At 45.7% G+C, this 24005-nt stretch carries 22 protein-coding genes and 4 pseudogenes; all 26 read left to right on the top strand.

Annotation, left to right across the window (positions count from 1 at the left end):
• The first annotated feature begins 74 nt into the window (after positions 1 to 74).
• Positions 75 to 983, top strand: coding sequence for a UDP-N-acetylmuramate dehydrogenase (murB, locus tag DXA97_RS09525; protein ID WP_118719804.1), 909 nt, complete (start codon positions 75 to 77; stop codon positions 981 to 983).
• A 12-nt stretch (positions 984 to 995) separates the two neighbouring features.
• Positions 996 to 1852, top strand: a pseudogene (gene rapZ, locus DXA97_RS09530) (RNase adapter RapZ).
• 12 nt (positions 1853 to 1864) lie between these two features.
• A pseudogene (whiA, locus tag DXA97_RS09535) lies at positions 1865 to 2819 on the top strand (DNA-binding protein WhiA).
• Positions 2820 to 2902: 83 nt separating this feature from the next.
• Positions 2903 to 3160, top strand: coding sequence for an HPr family phosphocarrier protein (locus DXA97_RS09540; RefSeq protein WP_118543791.1), 258 nt, complete (start codon positions 2903 to 2905; stop codon positions 3158 to 3160).
• Positions 3161 to 3345: 185 nt separating this feature from the next.
• The gene (locus DXA97_RS09545) at positions 3346 to 6813 is read left to right on the top strand and encodes a DNA polymerase III subunit alpha (protein WP_118719855.1); all 3468 of its coding nucleotides are present in this window, start codon (positions 3346 to 3348) and stop codon (positions 6811 to 6813) included.
• A gap of 142 nt (positions 6814 to 6955) precedes the next feature.
• Positions 6956 to 7930, top strand: coding sequence for a 6-phosphofructokinase (pfkA, locus tag DXA97_RS09550; protein WP_118719806.1), 975 nt, complete (start codon positions 6956 to 6958; stop codon positions 7928 to 7930).
• Positions 7931 to 8098: 168 nt separating this feature from the next.
• Positions 8099 to 8433 (top strand): annotated as a pseudogene (locus DXA97_RS09555) (DUF6145 family protein); the annotation flags it as partial.
• Positions 8434 to 8436: 3 nt separating this feature from the next.
• Positions 8437 to 8595 (top strand): hypothetical protein, encoded by a 159-nt coding sequence (locus DXA97_RS20155; protein WP_182436858.1) that lies wholly within the window; start codon positions 8437 to 8439, stop codon positions 8593 to 8595.
• A complete protein-coding gene (dusB, locus tag DXA97_RS09560; RefSeq protein ID WP_118719808.1) occupies positions 8592 to 9560 on the top strand; it encodes a tRNA dihydrouridine synthase DusB in 969 nt (322 codons plus the stop codon). The genes DXA97_RS20155 and dusB overlap by 4 nt, the downstream gene beginning before the upstream one ends.
• 296 nt (positions 9561 to 9856) lie before the next feature.
• Positions 9857 to 10340 (top strand): annotated as a pseudogene (gene greA, locus DXA97_RS09565) (transcription elongation factor GreA).
• Between the two features lie 73 nt (positions 10341 to 10413).
• Complete coding sequence (lysS, locus tag DXA97_RS09570; RefSeq protein WP_118719810.1) at positions 10414 to 12033, top strand: lysine--tRNA ligase; 1620 nt, start codon at positions 10414 to 10416, stop codon at positions 12031 to 12033.
• A gap of 239 nt (positions 12034 to 12272) precedes the next feature.
• Positions 12273 to 12494: a DUF6462 family protein gene (locus DXA97_RS09575; protein ID WP_005340583.1), complete on the top strand. Its 222-nt coding sequence runs from the start codon at positions 12273 to 12275 to the stop codon at positions 12492 to 12494.
• A gap of 8 nt (positions 12495 to 12502) precedes the next feature.
• On the top strand, positions 12503 to 12961 hold the full coding sequence (locus DXA97_RS09580) for a DUF6462 family protein (RefSeq protein ID WP_004611514.1): 459 nt from the start codon (positions 12503 to 12505) through the stop codon (positions 12959 to 12961).
• A 3-nt stretch (positions 12962 to 12964) separates the two neighbouring features.
• Positions 12965 to 13249 carry a DUF6462 family protein gene (locus tag DXA97_RS09585; RefSeq protein WP_181983922.1) on the top strand — a complete coding sequence of 95 codons (285 nt, stop codon included), beginning with the start codon at positions 12965 to 12967 and terminating at the stop codon, positions 13247 to 13249.
• A gap of 153 nt (positions 13250 to 13402) precedes the next feature.
• Entirely contained in the window at positions 13403 to 13525 is a 123-nt protein-coding gene (locus DXA97_RS21560; protein ID WP_004611516.1) for a hypothetical protein, read from the top strand.
• Positions 13526 to 13795: 270 nt separating this feature from the next.
• Positions 13796 to 13945 (top strand): hypothetical protein, encoded by a 150-nt coding sequence (locus tag DXA97_RS09590; protein ID WP_227081570.1) that lies wholly within the window; start codon positions 13796 to 13798, stop codon positions 13943 to 13945.
• Positions 13932 to 14186 carry a hypothetical protein gene (locus tag DXA97_RS09595; RefSeq protein WP_004611518.1) on the top strand — a complete coding sequence of 85 codons (255 nt, stop codon included), beginning with the start codon at positions 13932 to 13934 and terminating at the stop codon, positions 14184 to 14186. The genes DXA97_RS09590 and DXA97_RS09595 overlap by 14 nt, the downstream gene beginning before the upstream one ends.
• A gap of 51 nt (positions 14187 to 14237) precedes the next feature.
• Positions 14238 to 15158, top strand: a complete 921-nt coding sequence (locus DXA97_RS09600) for a ParM/StbA family protein (protein ID WP_118629989.1) — start codon at positions 14238 to 14240, stop codon at positions 15156 to 15158.
• Between the two features lie 8 nt (positions 15159 to 15166).
• Positions 15167 to 15616: an ATP-binding protein gene (locus tag DXA97_RS09605; RefSeq protein WP_118629954.1), complete on the top strand. Its 450-nt coding sequence runs from the start codon at positions 15167 to 15169 to the stop codon at positions 15614 to 15616.
• Positions 15617 to 15621: 5 nt separating this feature from the next.
• Positions 15622 to 15795, top strand: a complete 174-nt coding sequence (locus DXA97_RS09610; RefSeq protein WP_182436856.1) for a hypothetical protein — start codon at positions 15622 to 15624, stop codon at positions 15793 to 15795.
• Between the two features lie 235 nt (positions 15796 to 16030).
• Entirely contained in the window at positions 16031 to 16819 is a 789-nt protein-coding gene (locus DXA97_RS09615; protein ID WP_118629987.1) for a hypothetical protein, read from the top strand.
• A gap of 91 nt (positions 16820 to 16910) precedes the next feature.
• Positions 16911 to 17516 (top strand): thioester domain-containing protein, encoded by a 606-nt coding sequence (locus tag DXA97_RS20850; protein WP_243107609.1) that lies wholly within the window; start codon positions 16911 to 16913, stop codon positions 17514 to 17516.
• Positions 17513 to 19519, top strand: a complete 2007-nt coding sequence (locus tag DXA97_RS20855; protein WP_243107610.1) for a prealbumin-like fold domain-containing protein — start codon at positions 17513 to 17515, stop codon at positions 19517 to 19519. The genes DXA97_RS20850 and DXA97_RS20855 overlap by 4 nt, the downstream gene beginning before the upstream one ends.
• Before the next feature lie 35 nt (positions 19520 to 19554).
• The gene (locus DXA97_RS20860) at positions 19555 to 22287 is read left to right on the top strand and encodes a SpaA isopeptide-forming pilin-related protein (RefSeq protein ID WP_243107611.1); all 2733 of its coding nucleotides are present in this window, start codon (positions 19555 to 19557) and stop codon (positions 22285 to 22287) included.
• Between the two features lie 73 nt (positions 22288 to 22360).
• Positions 22361 to 23356, top strand: a complete 996-nt coding sequence (locus DXA97_RS09625; RefSeq protein WP_117947320.1) for a DUF5688 family protein — start codon at positions 22361 to 22363, stop codon at positions 23354 to 23356.
• A 109-nt stretch (positions 23357 to 23465) separates the two neighbouring features.
• Entirely contained in the window at positions 23466 to 24005 is a 540-nt protein-coding gene (locus DXA97_RS09630) for a JAB domain-containing protein (protein ID WP_117947321.1), read from the top strand.

Consider the following 24005-nt stretch of genomic DNA (forward strand, 5'->3'; position numbering starts at 1 on the left):
CGGGGACGCTTGCGAAAACAGCAGCCCTTGTGAGTATGAAAAGTGATCAAAAAAATAAAGGCAGAAGGAACAACATGAAACAGGCAGCAGAAAGACTGAAACAGGCGGTGACAGCGGGCACATGTTTAACAGATGAGCCCATGAGCCGCCATACTACCTTCCGCACCGGCGGACCGGCAGATATTTACATCGAACCGGCCAGCGCGGAAGAATTAAAGCAGGTGCTTGCCATCTGTAAGGAGGAACAGCTTCCATATTCTATTCTCGGAAACGGCAGCAATTTGCTGGTGGGAGATCTGGGATACCGCGGCGTACTGGTCTCCTTTGGAAAACCATTTGGCCAGGTTACAGTGGAAGAAAATTTCGTGCGGGCAGGTGCAGGTGCGCTGCTCTCTTATGTGGCAAGACAGGCCCTGTCTGCTTCCCTGACCGGCTTTGAATTTGCAGCCGGGATTCCGGGAACCATCGGTGGTGCCGTGGTCATGAACGCAGGTGCCTACGGCGGAGAACTCTGCCAGGTTTTAAAAGAGGTGACCGTTCTGACACCGGAGGGAGACGTTTTAACGCTTCCGGCAGAAAAACTGGAGCTGGGTTACCGGACCAGCTGCATCCAGAAAAAGGGTTACATTGTGCTGGAGGCAGTGCTTGCGCTGCAGCAGGGCAGCCCGGATGAGATCTGTGCCGTGATGGATGACCTAGCGGCGAAGCGCCGGGAAAAGCAGCCTTTGGAATATCCGAGTGCGGGGAGTACCTTTAAGCGCCCGGAGGGACATTTTGCAGGAAAGCTGATCCAGGACGCAGGGCTTCGCGGATTTACGGTGGGCGGTGCCCAGGTGTCAGAAAAGCACTGCGGTTTTGTTATTAACCGGGATCATGCCACATCTGCGGATATCCTTTCTCTCTGCAGACAGGTGCAGGAGAAGGTAAAGGAGCAGTTTGGTGTGGAGCTGGAGCTGGAAGTGAAGCTGCTGGGAGAATTTTAAAGGAGAGTACAGATGAGACTGGTAATCGTGACGGGAATGTCGGGAGCCGGAAAAACATCGGCTTTAAAAATGCTGGAGGATCTAGGCTTTTATTGTGTAGATAATCTGCCGATCCCCTGATGGAAGCGTTTGTGGAGCTTGTCATGCAAAAACCTGCAGCCCATGAGCGAGTGGCGCTTGGCATCGATATCCGTAGCGGCGAAGAGCTGCCGCAGCTGGAGCAGGTTCTGGAAAACTGGAAACAGCAGCAGGTCCCGTATGAAATCCTGTTTCTGGACAGCAGCGATACCACACTGGTGAAGCGCTATAAAGAAACGAGAAGATCGCATCCGCTTGCCGGAAAGGGCCGGGTCGACAGTGGCATCTGCCTGGAACGGGAAAAGCTTGGCTTTATCAAGCGTCAGGCCGATGTGATCCTGGATACGAGCAGTCTTCTGACCCGGGAGCTGCGCAAGGAGCTCGAAAAGATCTTTGTGCAGGATCATCGGTACCAGAATCTGTTTATCACGGTCTTGTCATTTGGGTTTAAGTATGGGATCCCGAATGATGCGGATCTGGTTTTTGACGTGCGCTTTCTTCCGAATCCGTATTATGTGGAAGCACTGCGCAGCCACACCGGCCAGGAGGCAGAGGTGCAGGCTTATGTGCGTCAGGGTGGTACGGCAGACCGTTTCCTTTCCATGCTCTATGAAATGCTGGATTTTCTGATTCCCAATTATGTGCAGGAGGGGAAAAACCAGCTTGTTGTTGCCATTGGCTGTACCGGTGGAAAGCATCGTTCCGTTACGGTTGCGAACGCCCTGTACCAGCATCTGAGCGGCTTTGAGGAATACGGACTGAAGATTGAACACCGGGACATTGAAAAGTAGCAGGAGTAAATTATGTCATTTTCTTCAAAAGTGAAGGAAGAGCTTTCCAGACAGTTGTCACCGGCCAGACATTGCCAGATCGCGGAGATCGCCGCGATCTTAAGTCTCTGTGGCCGCATCCAGATCTCGGAGAATAACCGTTACCGGGTAAAGATTCATACGGAAAATGTGGCAGTTGCAAGAAAGTACTTTACATTATTGAAAAAAACATTTAATATAAGAATTGATGTCTCCATACGGCAGGGCATCGGAAACCACAAAAACAGGACCTGCACCGTGGCAGTGACTCACCATGAGGATGCCATGCGGGTGCTTCAGGCAGTCAAGCTGATCGACATACGGGGAGATTGAGGAAAACCTGTCTCTGGCCCAGAATGTGGTTCTTATGCAGAGCTGCTGCAAACGCGCGTTTATACGGGGAGCGTTTCTGGCAGCAGGTTCCATCAGCGATCCAGAAAAATTTTACCATTTTGAGATTGCCTGTGCGACTGAAGCAAAGGCAAAGCAGATCCAGGGTCTTATCTTTTCCATGGGAATCGAAGCTAAGATCGTGCAGCGGAAAAAATATTTCGTGGTCTATATCAAAGAGGGCAGCCAGATCGTTGACATCCTGAATGTTATGGAAGCACCAGTTGCGCTTATGGAGCTGGAGAACATCCGCATTCTCAAGGAGATGCGCGGAAGTGTGAACCGGCAGGTAAACTGTGAGACAGCCAATATCAATAAAACGGTATCGGCGGCAGTCAAGCAGATGGAAGATATCATTTACATCAGGGACACGGCAGGGCTTAACAGTCTGCCGGAAACCTTAAGGGAAATCGCAGAGTTAAGGCTGGCCAGACCGGAGGCTACATTAAAAGAGCTGGGAGAGGCTCTGGACCCACCGGTCGGTAAATCAGGTGTGAACCATCGTCTCAGAAAACTGGGAAACATGGCAGAAGTTCTAAGACAGGAACGGCCAGAGTAAAGTTCACAGTATTGCGGCCGGACACAGGGGCATAACAAAAAACGAAAGAAGTTTGATTGTGTCCGAAAACGAGGAGGATAATTATGTTAAAGAAAACGATCACCATTGGACTTTCATCCGGACTTGAGGCAAGACCAGTTGCAATGCTGGTACAGATTGCGAGCCAGTTTGACAGTCAGATCTATGTAGAGAATAATAATGCCCGTGTGAACGCAAAGAGCATTATGGGGATGATGACACTTGGCATGGGTGCTGGTGAGGAGATTACCGTTTCTGCTGACGGAGAAGACGAAAAAGAAGCACTTGATAACATTGAAAAGTACTTAAAGGGCGAAAAATAAGATCCTTTCGATCGTTTCCCCAAGAGATAATTGATACAAAGATGCGAAAATGGCAGGGTGGAAATGAAATCATTTCCGCCCTGTTTTTCGATATACCATGCCTGCGCGAAAAGATGTGGGTATGGACCGAAAGGACAGTTCAGCATATTTCACATAATAAAACAGTTACAAAAAAGGAGGAAAACGTGGCATTTACACATTTACACGTCCATACAGAATACAGTCTTCTGGATGGATCCTGTAAGATCAAAGAGCTGGCGGCGCGGGCAAAGGAGCTTGGCATGGACAGCATGGCCATCACGGACCATGGCGTTATGTACGGCGTCATCGATTTTTACCGCGCGGCAAGGGAAGTGGGAATCAAGCCGATCATCGGCTGCGAGGTGTATGTGGCACCGGGCTCCCGCTTTGACCGGGAGAATACAAATGGCGAGGACCGCTATTACCATCTGGTCCTTCTTGCGGAGAACGATACCGGCTACCACAACCTGATGAAGATCGTCTCCAAAGGATTTGTGGATGGCTTTTATTATAAACCGCGTGTGGATTACGAGGTGCTGGAGACGTACCATGAGGGTGTTATTGCGTTAAGCGCCTGTCTGGCGGGCGAGGTCCAGCGTTATCTGGCCCACGGCATGTATGAGGAGGCCTGCCGTTCTGCAAGACATTATGAGGAAATTTTCGGAAAAGGAAATTTCTTTCTGGAGCTGCAGGACCACGGGATCCCCACGCAGAAGACCGTAAACCAGGGGCTTATGCGCATGAGCCGCGAACTTTCCATGGACCTGGTGGCAACCAACGATATCCACTATATCCTGGCAGAGGATGCGGCAGCACACGATATTCTTTTGTGCATCCAGACTGGAAAAAAGGTGTCTGATGAGAACCGCATGCGTTACGAGGGCGGCCAGTATTATGTAAAATCGGAGGAAGAGATGCGGGCGCTGTTCCCGTATGCGCAGGAGGCCATCGATAACACCCATAAGATCGCTGAGCGATGCAACGTAGAGATTGAATTTGGTGTGACAAAGCTGCCAAAATATGAGGTGCCGGAGGGCTATGATTCCTGGAGCTACTTAAACAAGCTGTGCCAGGACGGTATGGCAAAGCGTTACCCGGATGATGACGGGACCCTGCAGAAACGTCTTTCCTATGAGCTTGGCGTTATCCACAACATGGGCTATGTCGATTATTTCCTGATCGTATGGGACTTCATTCACTTTGCACGGTCCCATGATATCATGGTAGGACCCGGACGAGGGTCTGCGGCGGGCAGTATTGTTTCCTACTGTCTGGAGATTACCAATATCGATCCGGTGCGCTATGATCTCCTGTTTGAGCGTTTCTTAAACCCGGAGCGCGTGTCCATGCCGGATATCGATATCGATTTCTGTTTTGAACGGCGTCAGGAAGTCATTGACTATGTTGTGGAAAAATACGGCAAAGACCAGGTGGTGCAGATCGTAACCTTTGGTACCCTGGCAGCAAAGGGTGTTGTGAGGGATGTGGGACGTGTCCTGGACCTTCCTTACGCACGTTGTGATGCCATTGCCAAGATGATCCCGGGTGATCTTGGCATGACGCTTGACAAGGCGTTAAAACAGAGCCCGGACCTGCGGGAAGCATACCAGAATGATGATGAGGTACACTATCTCATTGACATGGCAAAGCGTCTGGAGGGACTTCCGAGACACACCTCCATGCATGCGGCTGGTGTCGTGATCGGCCAGCGTGCGATGGATGAATTTGTACCGCTTTCCCGTGCGTCCGACGGAACCATCACCACGCAGTTTACGATGACAACCCTGGAAGAGCTGGGGCTGTTAAAAATGGATTTCCTGGGTCTTCGTACCCTGACTGTCATTCAGAATGCGGTCCGCCAGGCGGAGGAAAACTACGGCGTCCATCTGGAGATGGAAAAGATCGATTACAACGATAAACAGGTCCTGGCTTCCATTGGCACCGGAAAGTGCGATGGCATCTTTCAGCTGGAAAGTTCTGGAATGAAGAGCTTCATGAAGGAGCTGCGCCCGGAAAACCTGGAGGACATTATCGCAGGCATTTCCCTGTACCGTCCGGGCCCGATGGACTTTATCCCGCGCTATTTAAAAGGAAAGAACGACAAAGATTCCATCACCTATGAATGCCCGCAGCTGGAGCACATTCTGGGACCGACGTATGGGTGTATTGTGTACCAGGAGCAGGTTATGCAGATCGTACGTGACCTGGCTGGCTATACCATGGGCCGTAGCGACCTGGTGCGCCGTGCCATGTCCAAGAAGAAGACTGCAGTCATGGAAAAAGAACGCCAGAACTTTGTGTACGGCAACCCGGAGGAAAATGTAAAGGGCTGTATCGCAAACGGTATCGATGAGAAAACCGCGAACCATATTTACGATGAGATGATCGATTTCGCAAAATACGCCTTTAATAAGTCACACGCCGCCTGCTACGCAGTGGTGGCGTATCAGACCGCGTATCTGAAATATTATTATCCGAAGGAGTTTTTTGCGGCACTGATGACATCGGTCATGGATAATGTCACGAAGGTTTCTGAGTACATCCTGACCTGCCGCCAGCTTGGTATCCGCATCCTGCCTCCGGATATCAATGAGGGGCAGAGTGGTTTCTCGGTTTCCGGCGATGCCATCCGCTATGGCCTGTCGGCGATTAAGAGCGTCGGCCGCAATGTGGTGGATGAGATCATAAAAGAACGCAAAAACAACGGACTTTTTACCTCCATCGACGATTTCGTGGAGCGCATGGGCGGACGAGAGGTCAACAAGCGGACCCTGGAGAACTTCATCAAGTCCGGAGCCATGGATTCGCTGCCTGGTAACCGCAGGCAGAAAACCATGATCGCGCCGGAGCTTCTGGACCAGAAAACCAAAGACCGTAAAAATGTACTGGAGGGTCAGCTCAGTCTTTTCGATTTTGCGGCAGAGGAAGAAAAGCAGCAGTACCAGATCACCATGCCGGATGTGCCGGAATTCCCAAAAGAAGAGCTTCTCGCATTTGAGAAGGAAATCCTTGGCATTTACATCAGCGGCCATCCGATGGATGAATATCTGGAAACCTGGAAAAATAGTATTACCGCGAAGACGACCGATTTTATGGTCGACGAAGAGAGTGGAAGAGCCGTTGTGGAAGATGGTGTCCGCGTAACCATTGGCGGCATGATCACGGCAAAAACGGTGAAGCTTACCAAGAATGGCCAGCAGATGGCCTTTGTGACTGTCGAAGATATGGTTGGTTCAGTGGAGGTTATTGTCTTCCCGCGTGATTACGAGAGCAAGCGCAATATGCTGAATGAAGATGCAAAGGTCTTTATCAGCGGAAGAACCTCCATCGGGGATGATCCGGTGGGCCGGCTGATCTGTGAGCAGGTGATTCCGTTTGACCAGGTGCCAAAGGATCTGTGGCTGAAATTTACGGACAAAGCCCAGTATGATGCGCTGTGGCCTTCCGTCAGCGCAGTCCTGCGCGGCTCTGACGGAAACGATACGGTGATCATTTACCTGGAAAAAGAGCGGGCAAAAAAGATCCTTCCGGCCAACTGGCATGTGGCAGCATCGGAGACAGTTCTTTCTGAGCTCATGAAAATTATTGGTGAAAAGAATGTCAAAGTTGTGGAAAAGGGATTGAAAAGATAGGGAAAATGATTTAGAATACACTTTGTATGAAAAAAAGTGCATTTGGATTAAAATAGAAAAATCGGAATGGAGAGGTTCTGCTGCCTGGCAAAACAAAAAGGGCAGCAGTGCTAAAACTGAAGGGTAACAGGAGGAGACAACTATGGCAAAGCAAGTAAAGACAATCGGTGTCCTGACAAGCGGAGGTGATGCTCCGGGCATGAACGCAGCCATTCGTGCGGTGGTTCGTACTGCGATCAGCAAAGGCATGAAGGTAAAGGGCATCATGCGAGGTTACGCAGGACTTTTGCAGGAAGAAATCGTAGACATGAGCAGTACCGATGTGTCCAATATCATTTTCCGTGGCGGTACTATCCTGTATACAGCAAGATGTATGGAGTTCGTAACTCCGGAAGGCCAGCAGGCCGGAGCAGAGATCTGCCGCAAGCATGGCATTGACGGAATCGTAGTCATCGGTGGTGACGGTTCCTTCCGCGGAGCCGGAAAGCTGGCAGCACTCGGAGTAAACACCATCGGTGTTCCGGGTACCATCGATTTAGATATTGCCTGCACGGACTACACCATTGGTTTCGATACCGCAGTCAACACCGCGATGGAGGCAATCGATAAAGTGCGCGATACCTCAACTTCCCATGAGCGCTGCAGTATCATTGAGGTAATGGGACGTAATGCCGGCTACATCGCATTGTGGTGCGGCATCGCAAACGGCGCAGAGGACATTTTGCTGCCGGAGCGTTACGACGGCAACGAACAGGCCCTCATCGACCGCATCATCGAGAATCGCAAGCGCGGTAAAAAGCATAACATCATCATCAATGCAGAGGGCATCGGACATTCCACTTCCATGGCACGCCGCATTGAGGCAGCTACCGGCATCGAGACCCGTGCAACCATTCTGGGTCACATGCAGCGTGGCGGCACCCCGACCTGTAAGGACCGTGTCTATGCGTCTATTATGGGTGCAAGGGCAGCAGAGCTTCTGTGCGAAGGAAAGAGCAACCGCCTGGTTGCTTACAAGCATGGCGAGTTCGTAGATTTCGATATTCAGGAAGCACTCCAGATGAAGAAAGACATCTCCGAGGAGCAGTTCGAGATCGCGAAGATGCTGGCTAAATAAGAATATGAAATTGATCCGCCCGGCGGCATATTGCGCCGGGCGTGTTTCGTGTATAGGAATATGAAATTTTTTTGACAATCTGCAGCAGGAGCATATGGACGGGCATGCATGCGTGTGACCTGTCGTTGAAAATGCGGCAGCAAAACAGATTCAGGAGGAAAACAACAGATGACAGGACAGGACGGAAATATCGTTCTTTGTGGTTCTAACAGCTACGAAAAAAAGTATTATTTTAATGAAGAGTTTGACAGTCTCCCGGAGGCAGTCAAGAAACAGCTTCACGTGATGTGTGTCTGGTTTACTGAGGAATGCGGCGGTATTTTAACCATGGAATTCGAGCCGGACGGTACCCTGGAGTTTAAGCATACCATTTCCGAGTACGACGCTACTGCGATGAAATCGGAGCCGATTTAAAGATCAAGCAGTACCGCCAGGAGGGACAGGAATTTTTAAAGGCCCTGGAGCTGTACTTTAAGGTATTTTATCTCGGGGAAGATGCGGAGGAAGTGGCAGAGAACTACGGAATTGACACCGAAGCATTCAAAGCGGGTTTTGGCGCAGATTCTTCTAAGACAGAGGAAGCTTATGGAACAGAGGCGGATCCGGAAACAGCAGGAATCTACCCGGCCGATCTGGATGATACAGGTGAGGGCCCGGAAGAATGAGACTGCGCATTGGAAATGTAGAACTGGAGAATAACCTGATCCTGGCGCCAATGGCCGGAGTGACCGATATGTCATTCCGCCAGCTTTGCAGGGAGCAGGGCTGTGGCCTTCTGGTGACGGAGATGGTCAGTGCAAAAGCCATTCTCTATAAGAACCGGAATACAAAGGACCTGATGGCGATCGGAGAGGGAGAACGGCCGGTATCCATCCAGCTGTTTGGCTCCGACCCGGAGATCGTCAGCGATATTGCGCATCAGATCGAGGACGGGCCTTACGACATCATTGATTTAAACATGGGCTGCCCGGTGCCGAAGATTGTGGGAAACGGCGAAGGCTCCGCACTCATGAAAAATCCAAAGCTGGTAGAAGAACTGCTGTCCTCTCTGGTGAAAAAGGTACACAAGCCGGTTACCGTCAAGTTCCGCAAAGGTTTCGACGATGACCATGTCAATGCCGTGGAGATCGCGAAGATCGCAGAAAGCTGCGGCATCTCTGCGGTGGCCGTGCACGGAAGAACAAGGGAACAGTACTATTCCGGCAAGGCAGACTGGGACATCATCCGGCAGGTAAAAGAAGCCGTGAAGATCCCGGTCATCGGAAACGGCGATATCTTCGAGCCGCAGGATGCAAAGCGGATGTTAGACGAAACCGGCTGCGACGGCCTTATGGTCGGCCGTGGAGCCAGGGGAAACCCATGGATCTTTCACCGGATCAATCATTACCTCGAAACCGGGGAAGTGCTTCCTGCTCCGGGACCGGTGGAGGTCGGGGAGATGATCCTGCGCCACACCCGCATGCATGTCGCACTGAAAGGCGAGTACATCGGCATGAAGGAGATGCGCAAACACATCGCCTGGTACACAGCCGGGCTTCCGCATTCTGCAACGATCCGCCGGGAGTGCAACATGCTGGAAACCGAGGAGCAGCTGGTGGAACTGCTGGGGCGGTACGGAATGCTGGGATAACGATTTAGAGCCGAAATTGTTTTGAACCAGTGGGGCGTTCGTACTATTTTTTCGATATGCAGCGCAACAAAAATCTGGCAAAATTCCGCGAAATCCGGCGCGATACCGTGCTTGACAAGAAAAGTGCTTTCAAGTATAATATTCAGAATGTATGACCAAAGAAAAATCCTGTTACTGCAGGCGGAATTGTGCTAAAAATACAAGACCGGCGCTGACAGAACGCAGTAATGATTTGAGGGGATTTTATTTTGTTGCCAGCAGTTACCGGCAACGTAAAAAGGAAGGAAATGAGCAACATGGCAGATGCTAAGAAACACATTTTAACCTATGCAGGTTTAAAAAAGTATGAAGATGAGTTACAGGACTTAAAGATCAACCGCAGACAGGAGATCGCCCAGAAAATCAAAGAGGCAAGAGAGCAGGGCGACTTATCCGAGAACGCTGAGTACGATGCAGCAAAAGACGAGCAGAGAGACATCGAGCTGCGTATCGAAGAGCTGGAGAAGCTGTTAAAGAACGCAGAGGTTGTAGACGAGGACGAGATCGACTTAGACAAAGTAAGCGTTGGATGTAAAGTAAAAGTATACGACGTAGACTTTGATGAGGAGATGGAATTCAAAATCGTAGGTTCCACCGAGGCAAACAGCCTTCAGAACAAGATCTCCAACGAGTCTCCGGTAGGCGCAGCTGATTGGCAAGAGCGTTGGTGACGTGGTAGACGTAGAGACCCAGGCTGGCGTACTTCAGTACAAGGTTCTGGAAATCCAGAGAGTATCCTAATCATACCATGGGGCAAATGCTTTTTTGCCCAACATCATTTATTTATAGAAGAAACAAAGGAGTAAGGGAAAAGATGGCAGAGCAGCAGAACGCAAAGCAGCAGAATGCAAAAGAGCCGGATACCAACCAGCTTTTGAAAGTTCGCCGTGAGAAACTGGCAGACCTTCAGGCAGCAGGCAAGGATCCGTTCCAGATCACAAAGTACAACCAGACGCATCATTCTGTTGAAGTGAAAAAGCTTTACGATGAACACGAAGCGAAAATCCTGGCTGGAAGAGCACCGTTCAGCGCAGAAGGAATGGACGAAGCACAGGCAAAAGAAGCATTGAATGCAGATTATAACGAAAGAAGAGCAATCATGGACGCACAGCCGATCCATGTATCCATTGCCGGACGTATGATGTTTAAACGTGTCATGGGTAAAGCTTCTTTCTGCAACATCCGCGATTTACAGGGAACCATTCAGGTATACGTGGCAAAAGATGCCATTGGTGAAGAATCCTATGCAGATTTCAAGAAATCCGATATCGGCGATATTTTCGGTGTAGAAGGCTATGCATTCCGCACCAAGACCGGTGAGATTTCCATTCACGCAGAGAAGATGACTCTGTTAAGCAAGAGCCTGCAGATCCTTCCGGAGAAATACCACGGAATCACCGATACCGATATGCGTTACCGCCAGAGATACGTAGACCTGATCATGAATGAGGATGTGAAGAACACCTTCATCAAACGTTCCCAGATCATCAAAGAGATCCGTAACTTCCTTGCAGGAAGAGACTTCATGGAAGTTGAGACCCCGACTCTGGTATCCAATGCCGGTGGTGCAGCAGCACGTCCGTTTGAGACTCATTACAATGCTCTCAACGAGGATGTAAAACTTCGTATTTCCCTGGAACTGTACTTAAAGAGACTGATCGTAGGCGGCCTTGAGAGAGTCTTCGAGATTGGTCGTGTATACCGCAACGAGGGTGTAGACACTCGTCATAATCCGGAATTCACCCTGATGGAGCTGTATCAGGCATATACTGACTATGAAGGCATGATGGAGCTGACCGAGAGCATGTTCCGTTATCTGGCTGAGAAGGTTTGCGGAAGCACCAAGTTCACCTACAACGGAACCGAGATCGATTTCGGCAAGCCATTTGCACGCCTGACCATGAACGATGCGATCAAGAAATATGCAGGCATCGACTTTGACGCAGTTGAGACCGATGAGGAAGCAAAGAGACTGGCAGACGAGCATCACATCGAATACGAGGCACGTCACACCAAGGGCGATATCATCAACCTGTTCTTCGAGGAGTACTGCGAGAAAGAACTGATCCAGCCGACCTTCATCATGGATCACCCGCTGGCAATCTCCCCGCTCACCAAGAAGAAACCGTCTGACCCGAACAAGGTAGAGCGTTTCGAGCTGTTCATCAACACCTGGGAGATGTGTAACGCGTACTCCGAGCTGAACGATCCGATCGACCAGAGAGAGCGTTTTGCACAGCAGGATGCAAATGCGGCAGCAGGCGATGACGAAGCACAGCACACCGATGAAGATTTCCTGAACGCACTGGAGATCGGTATGCCTCCGACAGGCGGTATCGGCTACGGTATTGACCGTCTGGTTATGCTTCTGACTGACAGCCCGGCCATCCGTGACGTATTATTATTCCCTACAATGAAGAGCTTGGATAAATAAACCTAGTGTTTATGCGGGGTTGAGGCATTTGAGTACGTCAAAGGACGCATTAAAAGACGTATTTTGGCATAGTCATTTACATCAGTATGAAAGAGTACACAATCTGAAAAGAAAAAGATTCAATCAAATATGAACTACTAAGAGGACATTTTCTAAAGAAATTTAGAAGATGTCCTCTTTTTTGCGTTATGGAGAAAATACGTCATTTGTTATGAAGTCAAAGTGAAAGGAGCACAGCAATGAATGAATCAAAGAAGAAAGATAGATATGAGGATGCAAAAAAGTTTGTAAGATATTCAGATGGTGCAAAGATGTACAGTATGGGAATGACAAAATTTCAAGAAGTGGCTAAGGATGCCAAGGCTTGTTATAAAATTGGTCAGCTTGTACTTGTTAATACAGAAATATTGGATAAGTATCTTGAAACTTTTCATATTACAGATTCTGAGTTTTATAAGTAGGTGATGTTATGGTAAATACATTGAGTGGTTCAGTTTGTGCCTATAGAAAAGAAACTGTAAAACCAAGATTTATTCGTATTGATGAGGTAATGGCTTTATTAGATGTAACACAAGATGAGGCAATGGATATAGCGTTGGCTGCTGGAGCAAGATATCAGCTTGCAAAGATTATATTAGTACATAAGGAAAGGTTGATGAAATTTATGAAACATTCTGCAAGAGTTCCTAGTTCAAATAAAATTGTGGAAAAGAAGTTTGTGAGAATCGGAGAGGGTTCAATGACTTACAGCATAGGACATCATAGATTTATCGAAATGGCTAGAGCAGCTGGAGCTGTATATAAGATAGGCGAAGCAAAAGGAAATACTATTCTGATTAATCTGGAGGTGTTTGATGAATATATGGAGCAATTCAGAGAACCGCCAACAGAAATGAAACATCCATTGCCAAATGTGAAAGGAGACTGATGAATGAGTTACTCATATAAGTGCTATTCAGATACAAAGGATTTTATGAAAAAATTTGTCAATGCAGAGGAAGGAGCGATTATTTATGGGATAAGTAAATCGAGAATCATAGTAATTGCGAGAGAGGCAGGAGCAGTCTATAAAGTCGGTAATTCAGCATTAATCAATACGGAATTATTTGAAAAATATCTTGAACGATTCAGAGAGCCGGCAAGAGAACTGCCTAAGCATACATGGGACAAATTAAAGGAAATGACAAATACACCAAAAACTGGTGAAAATTCGTAAAAATACACCAGTGGTGTCACTTCCGTAAAATTAAAGTGCATTGTAGAATATCAATTGTCCAAGAGAGATTGGACATAACAATTGAATAATCAGTTACAGATTTGCAAAGTAGTTTGCACTACAGAATTTCTGTAGGTAGTAAAATTACGGGGCATGTACCTGGAGGATGAAAGTCACAGCTATCATATTAGTAGTCTGATGGATCGAAAGATGAAGGGCGAGAAGCTGGATGGAAATCTGGTAAAAGGAATCGGCATGTTGCGTAAGGATAATTAACCACAGAGGGCGAGAAGTTCGTCCTTATCTTCAAAAGGCTAAAAGAAGAGATAGTGCTTCTGATAATTCAGAAGGGCGTCGTGAAACACATTTTGTGGCTCGTCTGTAACTCCCGGAGGTGAGAACACCTCTTTGTACACGGGGCGATATAGGAGTCTAGAAGACTGGCGTGTACCTACATGCTTAGCATTAAGCATAGCCATGTAGACTATATCACTTCCAAATTCAAATTTTGTCTATATGGCAACTAATTTGAAGGAGGATAAAGTGATGATGGGATTTAGCATAGCATTAATAATTATTGTTCTTATCGTATTGTATTCGTTAGCTAGGACGGCAGGAGAGTCGGACAGGACAATGGAACAGATAAGAGAGCAATCACTCCTTGGAAGGGAGGAGAGCTCTGGTGGGAACAGTTGAAAAAAGAGATAAGCATAAGAAACGCAGGTTTGTATCTCCAGAAGAAAAGCTTGAAAGAGAATTAAAAGATTGTATGCATTGTAGATTCTTCTGGGGACATAACAACAGATGTGCCAATGGAACATGTTGTAAACCATCTAAGAAAAAAGAACAGAAACTTCCGACGGAATGTGTCGGATGTCCATATTATCAGGGGAATGGTTATTGTTTTCCTTGTATGCGAAAGCTGATAGGAAAGTAGGTGGTTAAGATGTTCAAGTGGCTGTTTAAGAAGAAAGGATGTGCAAAACATATGAATAACAAGTTAGAAGTAATCGGCATTGATCATGGTTGGTCAATGATGAAAACAATCTCTCAGGTATTTGTCACAGGTGTTAAGGAGATTACAACAACTCCGGCACTTTTCGGCGATGTACTTGAGTATGAAGGAAAGTTCTATAAGGTTGGAACTGTGAGGCAGGAAGTAAAGGATACAAAGGTCGAAGATGACAGCTTTTATCTTCTCACTCTTGCAGCAGTTGCTAAGGAACTTAAAAGAAGAGGTCTTGCAGAGGCAAAGGTATTCCTTGCTGTAGGACTTCCACTTACAAGGTTTGGAGCTGAGAAGAATGACTTTATCAAGTACCTGACAAAGAATAAGCGTGTAAGCTTCAAATATGAGAATGAGCCGTATTATATTGAAATTGATGATGTGGCAATATTTCCTCAGTGTTATGCAGCAGTAGTGGACAAGATACCTACAATGGCAAAGAAAACGCTGATAGTAGATATCGGTAGCTGGACAATCGACATTATGCCGGTAATCAACAAGTCACCGGATGAATCAAAGTGTGTGACGATACCAAAAGGTCTTATTACCTGTATGCGTTCTATCAATGAACAGTGTGTAAGACAGCTTAACGGAGAGGTAGACGAGTCAGAGATACAGAACATCATGCGATATGGCAGGTCAGATATTGATGATGAATACTTTGCCATTATTAAGGCAGAGATAGAGGATTTTGTTGATAAGGTATATAACTCAATCCGTGAGTTTGGGTATAACTTAAAGACTACACCGATTGTATTTGTCGGTGGAGGGGCAGTTGTGATGAAGAATTTTGGCAGTCACGATGCAAAGAACATTTCCTATAACCTTGATGTAAAGGCAAATGCAAGAGGATATGAGCAGCTTGCCACGATGGGACTTAAAAGCACTAGGCGTTTATCATAAGGAGGCAGATGATGGGAAGAAGACTTGAATATGAAGTAAAAACTTCTGTCCGCCTTAACATGAGCAATCCACAGCATGTGAAAATCAATGATGTGATTCAGAACCTTGATCCGAAGATTTTCAAATCTAAGAATCAGTTCATCATAGATGCGATTCAGTTCTACATTGATAATTATGGAAAAGAAACCTTTGTTATCAAGAAGAAGGAAAAAGAGCGGGCTGAATATATCCGGTCAGAAGATATTGATGACATTAAGGAAGAGGTCATTGAAGCAGCAACAAATGAGGCTAGAAAAGAGGTAATAAAGTTGTTAGGCGGAGTGATATCCGGGATGAATGTTGGTCAGCCGGTACTAATGCAGGCAGCCAATAGTGAAGCACAAGAACCTACAGAAGATGTTATGGATGATGCAGATGTTGCAGGACTTGCAATGGGATGGATGTCGAAAGGAGACTGATTATTATGAGAAGAGTTATGGAAGTCGTAGGAACAGTGATTTTAGAGATCCTCAAGTGGATATTAAGGATAATTCTTGGAGCATTGAAGCTGGTCTTAGGACTTGCCAGAATAATTCTTCTTCTATTCGCTATGGTGGCAAGGATATTTCTTTCATTCGTAAGAATGGGTACATTCTGAGAGGAGGTGAGCGTATGCAGGTAAAGGGTTTATTCTTAAATTATAAGAAAAACAGAAGACTTATGCAGTATTTCTTTAAAATAAGAGAGCTGGTATAATGAAAGGAGTTTAAGATGCACAGAATACGGGACAGTCCTATGTGTCCCGTGCATTACAGATAAATAGTTCACCGCAAGGGTGGATGGCACGGAACACATAGCCCGTCCCTCTTGCGGAGAAGGGATGGGTGATTACTATGAAGAAGATAAGTATTATCTTATTATCCGCAGTACTGGTCTTTTCAATGGCTGCCTGTAATGGTGGTAAGGAAAAGGCTGATAATCAGACAGAGAAACAGACGGAAAGCGTAAAGCCAACTGAAGAAGTAGCAATGGCAACGGAAGCTGTCACAGAGGTCACAACCGAAGCTGGAAGTGAAGAGACAGAGAAAGATATTGCCGAGGTTAAAGATTCAGAAGAGAAGACTGATAAGGAAGATAACCAGTCTGCTGATAATGAAACTGCTTCAAAGCAGAAAGAAAAGTCAGAGCAGAATGACGAGCCGGAACAGAAAGCTCCTGCAAGTGGTAATAAGGAAGCTGGTGGAAATCAGAGTAATGCAGGTAATGGTGGTCAGACTACAGACAGTCCGAAAGACAATGTGAGCAATCCAAAGCCGGCATCCGTGGCGTACAGTCCACAGAATGTTGTGTCACTTGCAACAGCAAAGTGTCAGGCAGGAGGGATGATTACCACACAGCAGAATTTACAGAATCATTTGAATGACGGCAGTATCACGCAGGAAGAGTACAATGAGTATTATCCTTACGATGGTATGGAAGGCTCTTATTATAGTGTGTTTGTAGAGACAGACCTCAACAAAGCAAGTACCATTGATGGACAGCGGTTATCATCTGAGGATGCAATCGCAGAATATATTGCAAGTATGTTACTTTTGGAAACAGATCCGGTATTCTACATCAGTTATGATGGAGTTTACACGACAGGCGGCACAGACTATTACGAGTTTCGATGTCACAGATAAATAAAAACGAATAGAAGCAGAAGGAAGAAAGATGTAAGCCATAAACTTATGTCTTTCTCTTTTTATGCGAAAATTAAGGAGGAAAGAGCACATGAAACAGAAACTAAAGCGTTTTATGGCAGGATTTATGGCTATGCTCACAATGGTTGGAACACTCTTTACGAATGGAACAACAGCATTTGCAGCCAGTCCGCAGGCAAATATTGCGTTCTGGAATGCGTCAGTCAAAAATTCCGGAGAAGTAAGTGAGCTGAAGCCTGGATATAATCATGGCAAGATTCTGTATTCAATTCTTGACGGAAATTCTGCATATTGTATGAATTTCGGATTAAGAGCAGATGGCGGTCAGCTTATGAACAGCTACGATGATGCGAGCACATCAATGTCAGCACAGCAGAGAAAGCTTTTAAGTTACTGCCTTTATTATGGGTTTAACAGTACACAAAAGGCGGCACCAAGCAACAGTCAGTGCGATGAGTATATCGCAACTCAGGCAATGGTATGGGTTATTGTAGCAGATATCTTTGGAACCGGAAGTGGTGATTCGGCAGCAAGAAAGCTCTGTAACACAGCACCAAGTCCTGATTCTTCATACAGCTATTATGAGAGGCTCAGAGACAATATCAGCAGTTCCTACAATGCAACGCTCCAAGTTTTGCATCACGCAGAACCAGTGAGGCACCAACTTATGAGTTGAAGTGGAATGAGGGAAGTCAGAGATTTGAAACAACATTATCTGACAGCAATGGTGTCTTATCAGACTTTGATTTTGGCATCAGTGGATATTCTGTTGATAAGAATGGCAACAGTATTACAATCTCTTCAACGAGCGTGAATACCACAGCTACAACAGGAACATTCACATCCAATGCTGGCAAGGTTGAGACAACATCAAGCTGTGTATTCTGGCTTACAGGAAAGAGCGGATATCAGGAGTTTATTTCTGAAAGACCGACAGCAGATCCTGTCAAAGCCTATATCAAGGTCAAGACAGAGAACATCGGATATGGTGAGCTTACAAAGACAGATGAGTCAAGCGGAGTGAAGCTTTCCGGTGCAGTCTATGGAATTTATTCTGACAGCGGATGCACAAACAGAGTACAGACCATGACAACAGATGGAAACGGATATGCAAAGTCAGCTGCACTTGTCGCAGGCATTTATTATGTAAAAGAGATTACAGCACCAAAGGGCTATGTTCTTTCCGGTAAGGTTCATACTCTTACTGTAAGAGCGGGACAGACAACCGGAATCTCTGCAACAGATAAGGAGCAGCTTGGAGCAATCACAATCTACAAGGAAGGTGAAGTGCTCAGCTCATGGAATGGAAGTAACTTTATTTATGAGAAAAAGAAGCTTCCGGGAGCAACATTTAAGGTGACAGCAGGAGCAGATATCTACAAGGCAGATGGTACAAAGGTGTATAGTGCTGGCGATGTTGTAGCAGAAAGCCTTACAACAGGAACTGACGGACAGGTGGTATTATCTGACCTTCATCTTGGAACTTATGTGGTTACTGAGATTAAGAGCATTGACGGGTATACAATCAATACCACACCTCAGACAGTAGCAGTTGAGTATAAGGACCAGACTGTGACAGTACAGTATGAATCAGCTACGATTGAGAATACAAGACAGAAAGCGGATGTATCTGTCGTAAAGAAGGACTCTGACACAGAGAACCCTCTTGATGGCGGCAAGTACACACTTTATGCCGGAAATGACATCAAAAACTATGCCGGACAGGTTATTGTGACAAAGGGTACAGCTCTTGAAACAGTAACTACAGGTGAGGACGGAAAGGCGAGCTACAGCGTGGATCTGCCAATCTCTAACGGATATTATATCTCAGAGACACAGGCACCATATGCGTATATCAGAAACAGTAAAGATGTTTACAGCTTCAATTTCAATGTATTACCTGAAACACAGGCAAAGGCATCATTCAGCCACACATTTGTAAATGACAGAACTACAGCAAAGATTCATATCTACAAGGTAGACAAGGAATCAGGCAAGGCAGTTGCCCAGGGAGATGCAAGCCTTGAAGGTGCAGTTTATGGTCTTTATGCAAGAAACGATATCGTGCATCCGGACGGAGCAACAGGAGCTGTATTCAAAGCAGGTGACCTTGTAGCAACACTTACAACAGATAAGAATGGCGAAGCAGAGGTCAATAACCTTTACCTTGGAAACTATTATGTGAAAGAAATCACTCCATCAGAGGGGTATCTCTTAGACGAAGAGGAGCACGATGTAGTATGTGACTATGAGGGAGACCTTGTAGCAGAGGTATCAAGAAGCACAACCTCAGCAGAGCAGGTCATCAAGCAGCCATTCCAGCTTATCAAGGTATCTGACAATGGCGATGATACTGAAGCAGGACTGCTTGCAGGTGCAGAGTTCACAGCATACTTAAAATCTTCTTTATCCGTAAAGGCAGATGGAAGTTATGACTATGACAAGGCAACTCCGGTAGTAATCGGGGAAAACGGAGCAACAACAATCACATCCGATGACAAGGGACATGCAGTTTCCATTGCAATTCCTTATGGAACCTATGTGGTAGTTGAGTCAAAGACACCGCATAACATGAAGACAATCAAGCCATTTGAGGTAAAAATCAGCGAGAATCATCCTGACAAGCCTCAGACATGGAGAGTATTCCTTGACAGGGAGTTTACTGCAAAGCTCGTGTAATCAAGAAGGATTCCGATACAAAGCAGACAGTGCTTGTGCCAAATGCAGAGTTTAAGATCTTCAATATTGATAAGAACGAATATGTAACCCAGTACACAACTTATCCGTCAAAGGTTAAGCATACTTCATTCTTTACTGATGAGGATGGAGACTTAATCTTACCGGAAGCACTCAAAATCGGAAACTACCGCATTGAAGAGGTAAAAGCACCATTCGGATATGTGGTGAATGATAACTATATCAACATTTCAGTTGATACAGATACAGCATTTGAGACAGATGGAGATACCAATGATGCCATCATCACAGTGGAATATTCCGATGCCCCTGCAGTCGGAGAGCTGACTGTAGAAAAGAAGGGAGAGGTACTTGACGGATTTAAGGGTGGACTTCTTGCAAGCTCATATGAGAAAGAGTTTGTTTATAAGGAAGGCTCACTTGCCGGAGCAAAATTCAAAGTTTATGCTGCCGAGGATATTTACACAGCAGACAACCAGAAGGATGCAGATGGCAACCGTACAAAGTATTACAGCAAGGGCGACCTTGTGGCAACTCTTACAACAGGAAAAGATGGAAAGGCAGTAGCCAAGAATCTTCCTCTTGGTCAGTACAGAGTTGTTGAAGTAACAGCTCCTGACGGATATGTGTTAAATCCAAATGAGCAGAAAGTCACATTCACATATGTGGATGATAAGACACCTGTTATCAAGGAAAGCCTTACTTTCTCAGATGACAGACAGAAGCTTGATATGTCAGTGACCAAGCTTGATGCAGAAGATAATACACCGATTGCAGGTGCAGTATTTGGTCTTTATGCAGATGAGGATATAAGGAATGCTGATGGCAGGGTTATTATCGAGAAAGGTACACTTCTTGAGAAGGCAACATCTGATGAGAATGGAAAGATTGCTTTTGTTAAGGATTATCCATTTGCAAAATATGTTGCAAGGGAGCTTGTAAAGCCTGCCGGATATGTGACAAGTGAGGAAGCAGTAAACTTTGATACAAAATATCAGGGACAGGATGTTAAGACTGCTGTATATAACAGCGAGTATAAGAACACTCCTACAACCTTTGAGTTTACAAAGACAGATATCACAAGCGGTGCAGAGCTTACAGGTGCAACACTTACTGTACTTGATAAGGATGGAAATGTGGTAGACACATGGACATCTGATGCTAAGGAAGCACATGTAATCAAGAGACTTGTAGTTGGAGAGACTTACACTCTTCGTGAGGAATTTGCTCCTTACGGATATCTCAAGGCAGCAGATATCCAGTTTACAGTAGAGGACACGGGCAAAGTGCAGCATGTAGAGATGAAGGATGAAGTTCCTACAGGTTCCATCGTCATCAATAAGGACGGCGAATTTGTAACAGATACTACTCTTATGAAGGGTTACTGGTATGACTTTATCTTCAATTTCTTCAAGGACAGCCTTGCAGGAGTAACTTTTGATGTATATGCAAAAGAGGATATCGTAAGTGCTGACGGACTTAACACTGTATATCACAAGGCAGGAGACAAGGTGGCAACCATCGTGACAAATGATAAGGGTATCGCTAGAATTGATGACCTTCCACTTGGCAAGTATTATCTTGTTGAGACAAAGACCATTGATGGATTTGTATTAGATGAGACACCGATTGAGGCAGATCTTTCCTATATCGATCAGAATACAAAGGTTGTATTTGCAGGAATGGATGTGACAAATGAGCGTCAGAAAGTGCAGATTACTGTAACCAAGACGGATTCAGAGACAAAGAAAGAGCTTGAAGGTGCTGTATTTGGTTTATTTGCGAAAGAAGATATCGTAAATAAGGATGGAAAGGTTATTGTCAAAGCAGATACACAGATTGAGAGAGGTGTTACTGGAAAGGATGGCAAAGTAACATTTACCTCTGACCTTCCACTTGGACAGTATTATGTCAAAGAACTTGAGGCACCAAAGGGCTATGTGAAGTCAGATAAGACATTTGATGTGGATGCTTCATATCAGGGAGATAAGGTAAAGGTTATCGAGTTTGAGGCAGCATTTGAAAATGCACCGATCAAGGTAGAAATTTCAAAGACTGATATCACAGGCAAGAAAGAATTGCCTGGAGCAAAGATTTCAGTTATTGATGCTGATGGAAAGCTTGTTGAGAGCTGGACATCAGAGGCAGGAAAGACGCATATGATTGAGAGACTTCCTGTCGGAAAGTACACACTCAGAGAGGAATCTGCACCATATGGATATAAGGTGGCAAGTGATGTAACCTTTGAAGTAAAGGAGACAGCAGAAATCCAGAAGGTATCCATGAAAGATGAACAGGCAGTCGGTAAGATTGTCATTGAGAAAACTGACAAAGTAACCGGAAAGCCAATCGAGGGTGTTGTATTTGAAGTAAGGGATAAGGACGGAAAGGTGCTTGATACACTCACTACTGACAAGAATGGTCATGCAGAGAGCAAGGAGCTTCCTATCTGTACTTACAATGAGGATGGTTCATTTAAGGAAGATATCCATTATACAGTAGTTGAGACAAAAGCAGCTGATGGATATATCCTTGATGAAACAGCTCACGATGTAACTCTTCGATATGATGACAATGCACCGGAAGTTGTTGTAACAACACTTAAGCTTGTCAATGTACCGACAGAGCCTAAGCTTCCACAGACAGGTGACAATGCAAATCCGCTTCTTTATCTTGGAATCGGTGCACTTGCACTTATTACTGGTGTCGGAGTCGGACTTCGTGGAAGAAAGAAAAAGAATAAACAGTAAAAATTAACCTTGCGGGGAATGTAAGCCAGTAACTTATGTTCCCCGCTTTTTTAGATTAAGGAGGAACCGTAATATGATGAATTACGAGATTTTTAAGGAAGTAGTAAAAGAAAAGTTTATGGATTATATGCCTGAGAAGTTCAAAGGAATGGAGCTTGTGGCAGAACCCGTGGAAAAGGTGAATGTGACTCTTGATGGCATCATCTTAAGAGAAGAAGGCAGGAACATTTCGCCTACGATTTATATCAATGACATGTATAAGAAGTATCAGGACTGTGGGGATCTTGAGGAAACACTTATGGCTGCATGTGACTTTATGGAAAGGGCATATGAGCAGGCTCCGGTTGTTGATGTGGACAGCATTATGAAGGATGCTAACGAGAAGATTGTATTCCAGCTCATCAATACAGAGCAGAATAAAACATTTTTGGAACAGGTGCCTCACAGGGAGTTTCAGGATCTTTCTATTGTGTATAAGGTAATAATCAGTGCCGATAAGGATGCGGTGCAGAGTTCAAAAATTACAAATGAATTTGCGAAAAGACTTGGAATGAGCGAGGAACAGCTCTTTAAGTGTGCAGCGGAAAACACAAGAAGACTCTTCCCACCTGTCGTTCGTAGCATGAATGACATTATGAGAGAAATGTTCGCAAGGGATGGGATGCCACAGGAGATCGCAGAGATGATGATAGCTGAGATTCCACCGGAGCAGACGATGTGGGTGATTTCCAATGAAAAGGGTATCAATGGTGCAGCGTCCATGCTTTATGAGAATGAGCTTCATGAGCTGGCAGAGAGTTTAGAGAGTGACCTTTATATTCTCCCTTCGAGCGTGCATGAGGTTATTGCAGTATCTTCAGATATGGGAAGCCCTGAGATGCTTGCACAGATGGTAGTCGAGGTAAATATGCAGGAGGTGTCTTTGGACGAGAGACTTTCCAATCAGGTATATCACTATGATAAGGATTTAAGAAAACTCACCCTTGCAACTGATACACCAAACAAGAGACTTGATGGTATCGTTGCAGAACCTCCCCTTGTATATGACGCGAAGGAAAAGTCCAGATAGGAGGCAGCTATGGAGCAGGAACTTACAATGGAAGAACTCATTGCTCTCATAAACAGCCAGAAAGGTGACTTTGTTATCCGTGTCGAGTCTGGAGAGGAGGCGGTGTCTGATGCCAAAGAAGAATGACTTCAAGCTTGATGTGGTTTCGGTAAGACTTGTAAAGGATGCTCCGATTTATTTGGAGCACACCTTTAATAATCCGGCGGATATAGCTGCTGTCATGGGAGACTGTATGTGCCAGTTTGACAGGGAAGTAGTGTGTGTGGTCAATCTAAGGTCAGATTTAAAACCTATCAATGTGCATTTTGCAAGTGTTGGCTCTTTAAATGAGGCAATGGCACATCCGAGAGAACTGTTTAAATCAAGTATCTTAAGCAATGCCGCAAGCATGATGTTAATCCATTGTCATCCATCCGGAAATGTATTCCCAAGCAAGGCAGACACGATGATGACAGACCGCATGAACAAGCTGTGTGAACTGATGGGAATACCGCTCATTGACCATATCATAGTCGGTGGAGACAATCGTGAATTTTTCAGTTTCAGGGAAAAAGGCATGATTGATAATCCTAAGATTACCCTGAGCACAGATTACCGGACACTTGATATCAAGTCACCGCTTGTAGCAGAGCAGGGAAAGGCAAGGTGA

It is taken from the genome of Clostridium sp. OF09-36, assembly GCF_003481985.1.
Classification (GTDB): Bacteria; Bacillota; Clostridia; order Lachnospirales; family Lachnospiraceae; genus Brotaphodocola.

What these genes read in the sequence shown, in the direction of transcription:
- murB (WP_118719804.1), top strand. Translation starts at nt 75, where the DNA reads ATGAAACAGGCAGCAGAAAGACTGAAACAGGCGGTGACAGCGGGCACA.
- DXA97_RS09540 (WP_118543791.1), top strand. Translation starts at nt 2,903, where the DNA reads ATGTTAAAGAAAACGATCACCATTGGACTTTCATCCGGACTTGAGGCA.
- pfkA (WP_118719806.1), top strand. Translation starts at nt 6,956, where the DNA reads ATGGCAAAGCAAGTAAAGACAATCGGTGTCCTGACAAGCGGAGGTGAT.
- dusB (WP_118719808.1), top strand. Translation starts at nt 8,592, where the DNA reads ATGAGACTGCGCATTGGAAATGTAGAACTGGAGAATAACCTGATCCTG.
- lysS (WP_118719810.1), top strand. Translation starts at nt 10,414, where the DNA reads ATGGCAGAGCAGCAGAACGCAAAGCAGCAGAATGCAAAAGAGCCGGAT.
- DXA97_RS09575 (WP_005340583.1), top strand. Translation starts at nt 12,273, where the DNA reads ATGAATGAATCAAAGAAGAAAGATAGATATGAGGATGCAAAAAAGTTT.
- DXA97_RS09580 (WP_004611514.1), top strand. Translation starts at nt 12,503, where the DNA reads ATGGTAAATACATTGAGTGGTTCAGTTTGTGCCTATAGAAAAGAAACT.
- DXA97_RS09585 (WP_181983922.1), top strand. Translation starts at nt 12,965, where the DNA reads ATGAGTTACTCATATAAGTGCTATTCAGATACAAAGGATTTTATGAAA.
- DXA97_RS21560 (WP_004611516.1), top strand. Translation starts at nt 13,403, where the DNA reads ATGTACCTGGAGGATGAAAGTCACAGCTATCATATTAGTAGTCTGATG.
- DXA97_RS09590 (WP_227081570.1), top strand. Translation starts at nt 13,796, where the DNA reads ATGATGGGATTTAGCATAGCATTAATAATTATTGTTCTTATCGTATTG.
- DXA97_RS09600 (WP_118629989.1), top strand. Translation starts at nt 14,238, where the DNA reads ATGAATAACAAGTTAGAAGTAATCGGCATTGATCATGGTTGGTCAATG.
- DXA97_RS09605 (WP_118629954.1), top strand. Translation starts at nt 15,167, where the DNA reads ATGATGGGAAGAAGACTTGAATATGAAGTAAAAACTTCTGTCCGCCTT.
- DXA97_RS09610 (WP_182436856.1), top strand. Translation starts at nt 15,622, where the DNA reads ATGAGAAGAGTTATGGAAGTCGTAGGAACAGTGATTTTAGAGATCCTC.
- DXA97_RS09615 (WP_118629987.1), top strand. Translation starts at nt 16,031, where the DNA reads ATGAAGAAGATAAGTATTATCTTATTATCCGCAGTACTGGTCTTTTCA.
- DXA97_RS20850 (WP_243107609.1), top strand. Translation starts at nt 16,911, where the DNA reads ATGAAACAGAAACTAAAGCGTTTTATGGCAGGATTTATGGCTATGCTC.
- DXA97_RS09625 (WP_117947320.1), top strand. Translation starts at nt 22,361, where the DNA reads ATGATGAATTACGAGATTTTTAAGGAAGTAGTAAAAGAAAAGTTTATG.
- DXA97_RS09630 (WP_117947321.1), top strand. Translation starts at nt 23,466, where the DNA reads ATGCCAAAGAAGAATGACTTCAAGCTTGATGTGGTTTCGGTAAGACTT.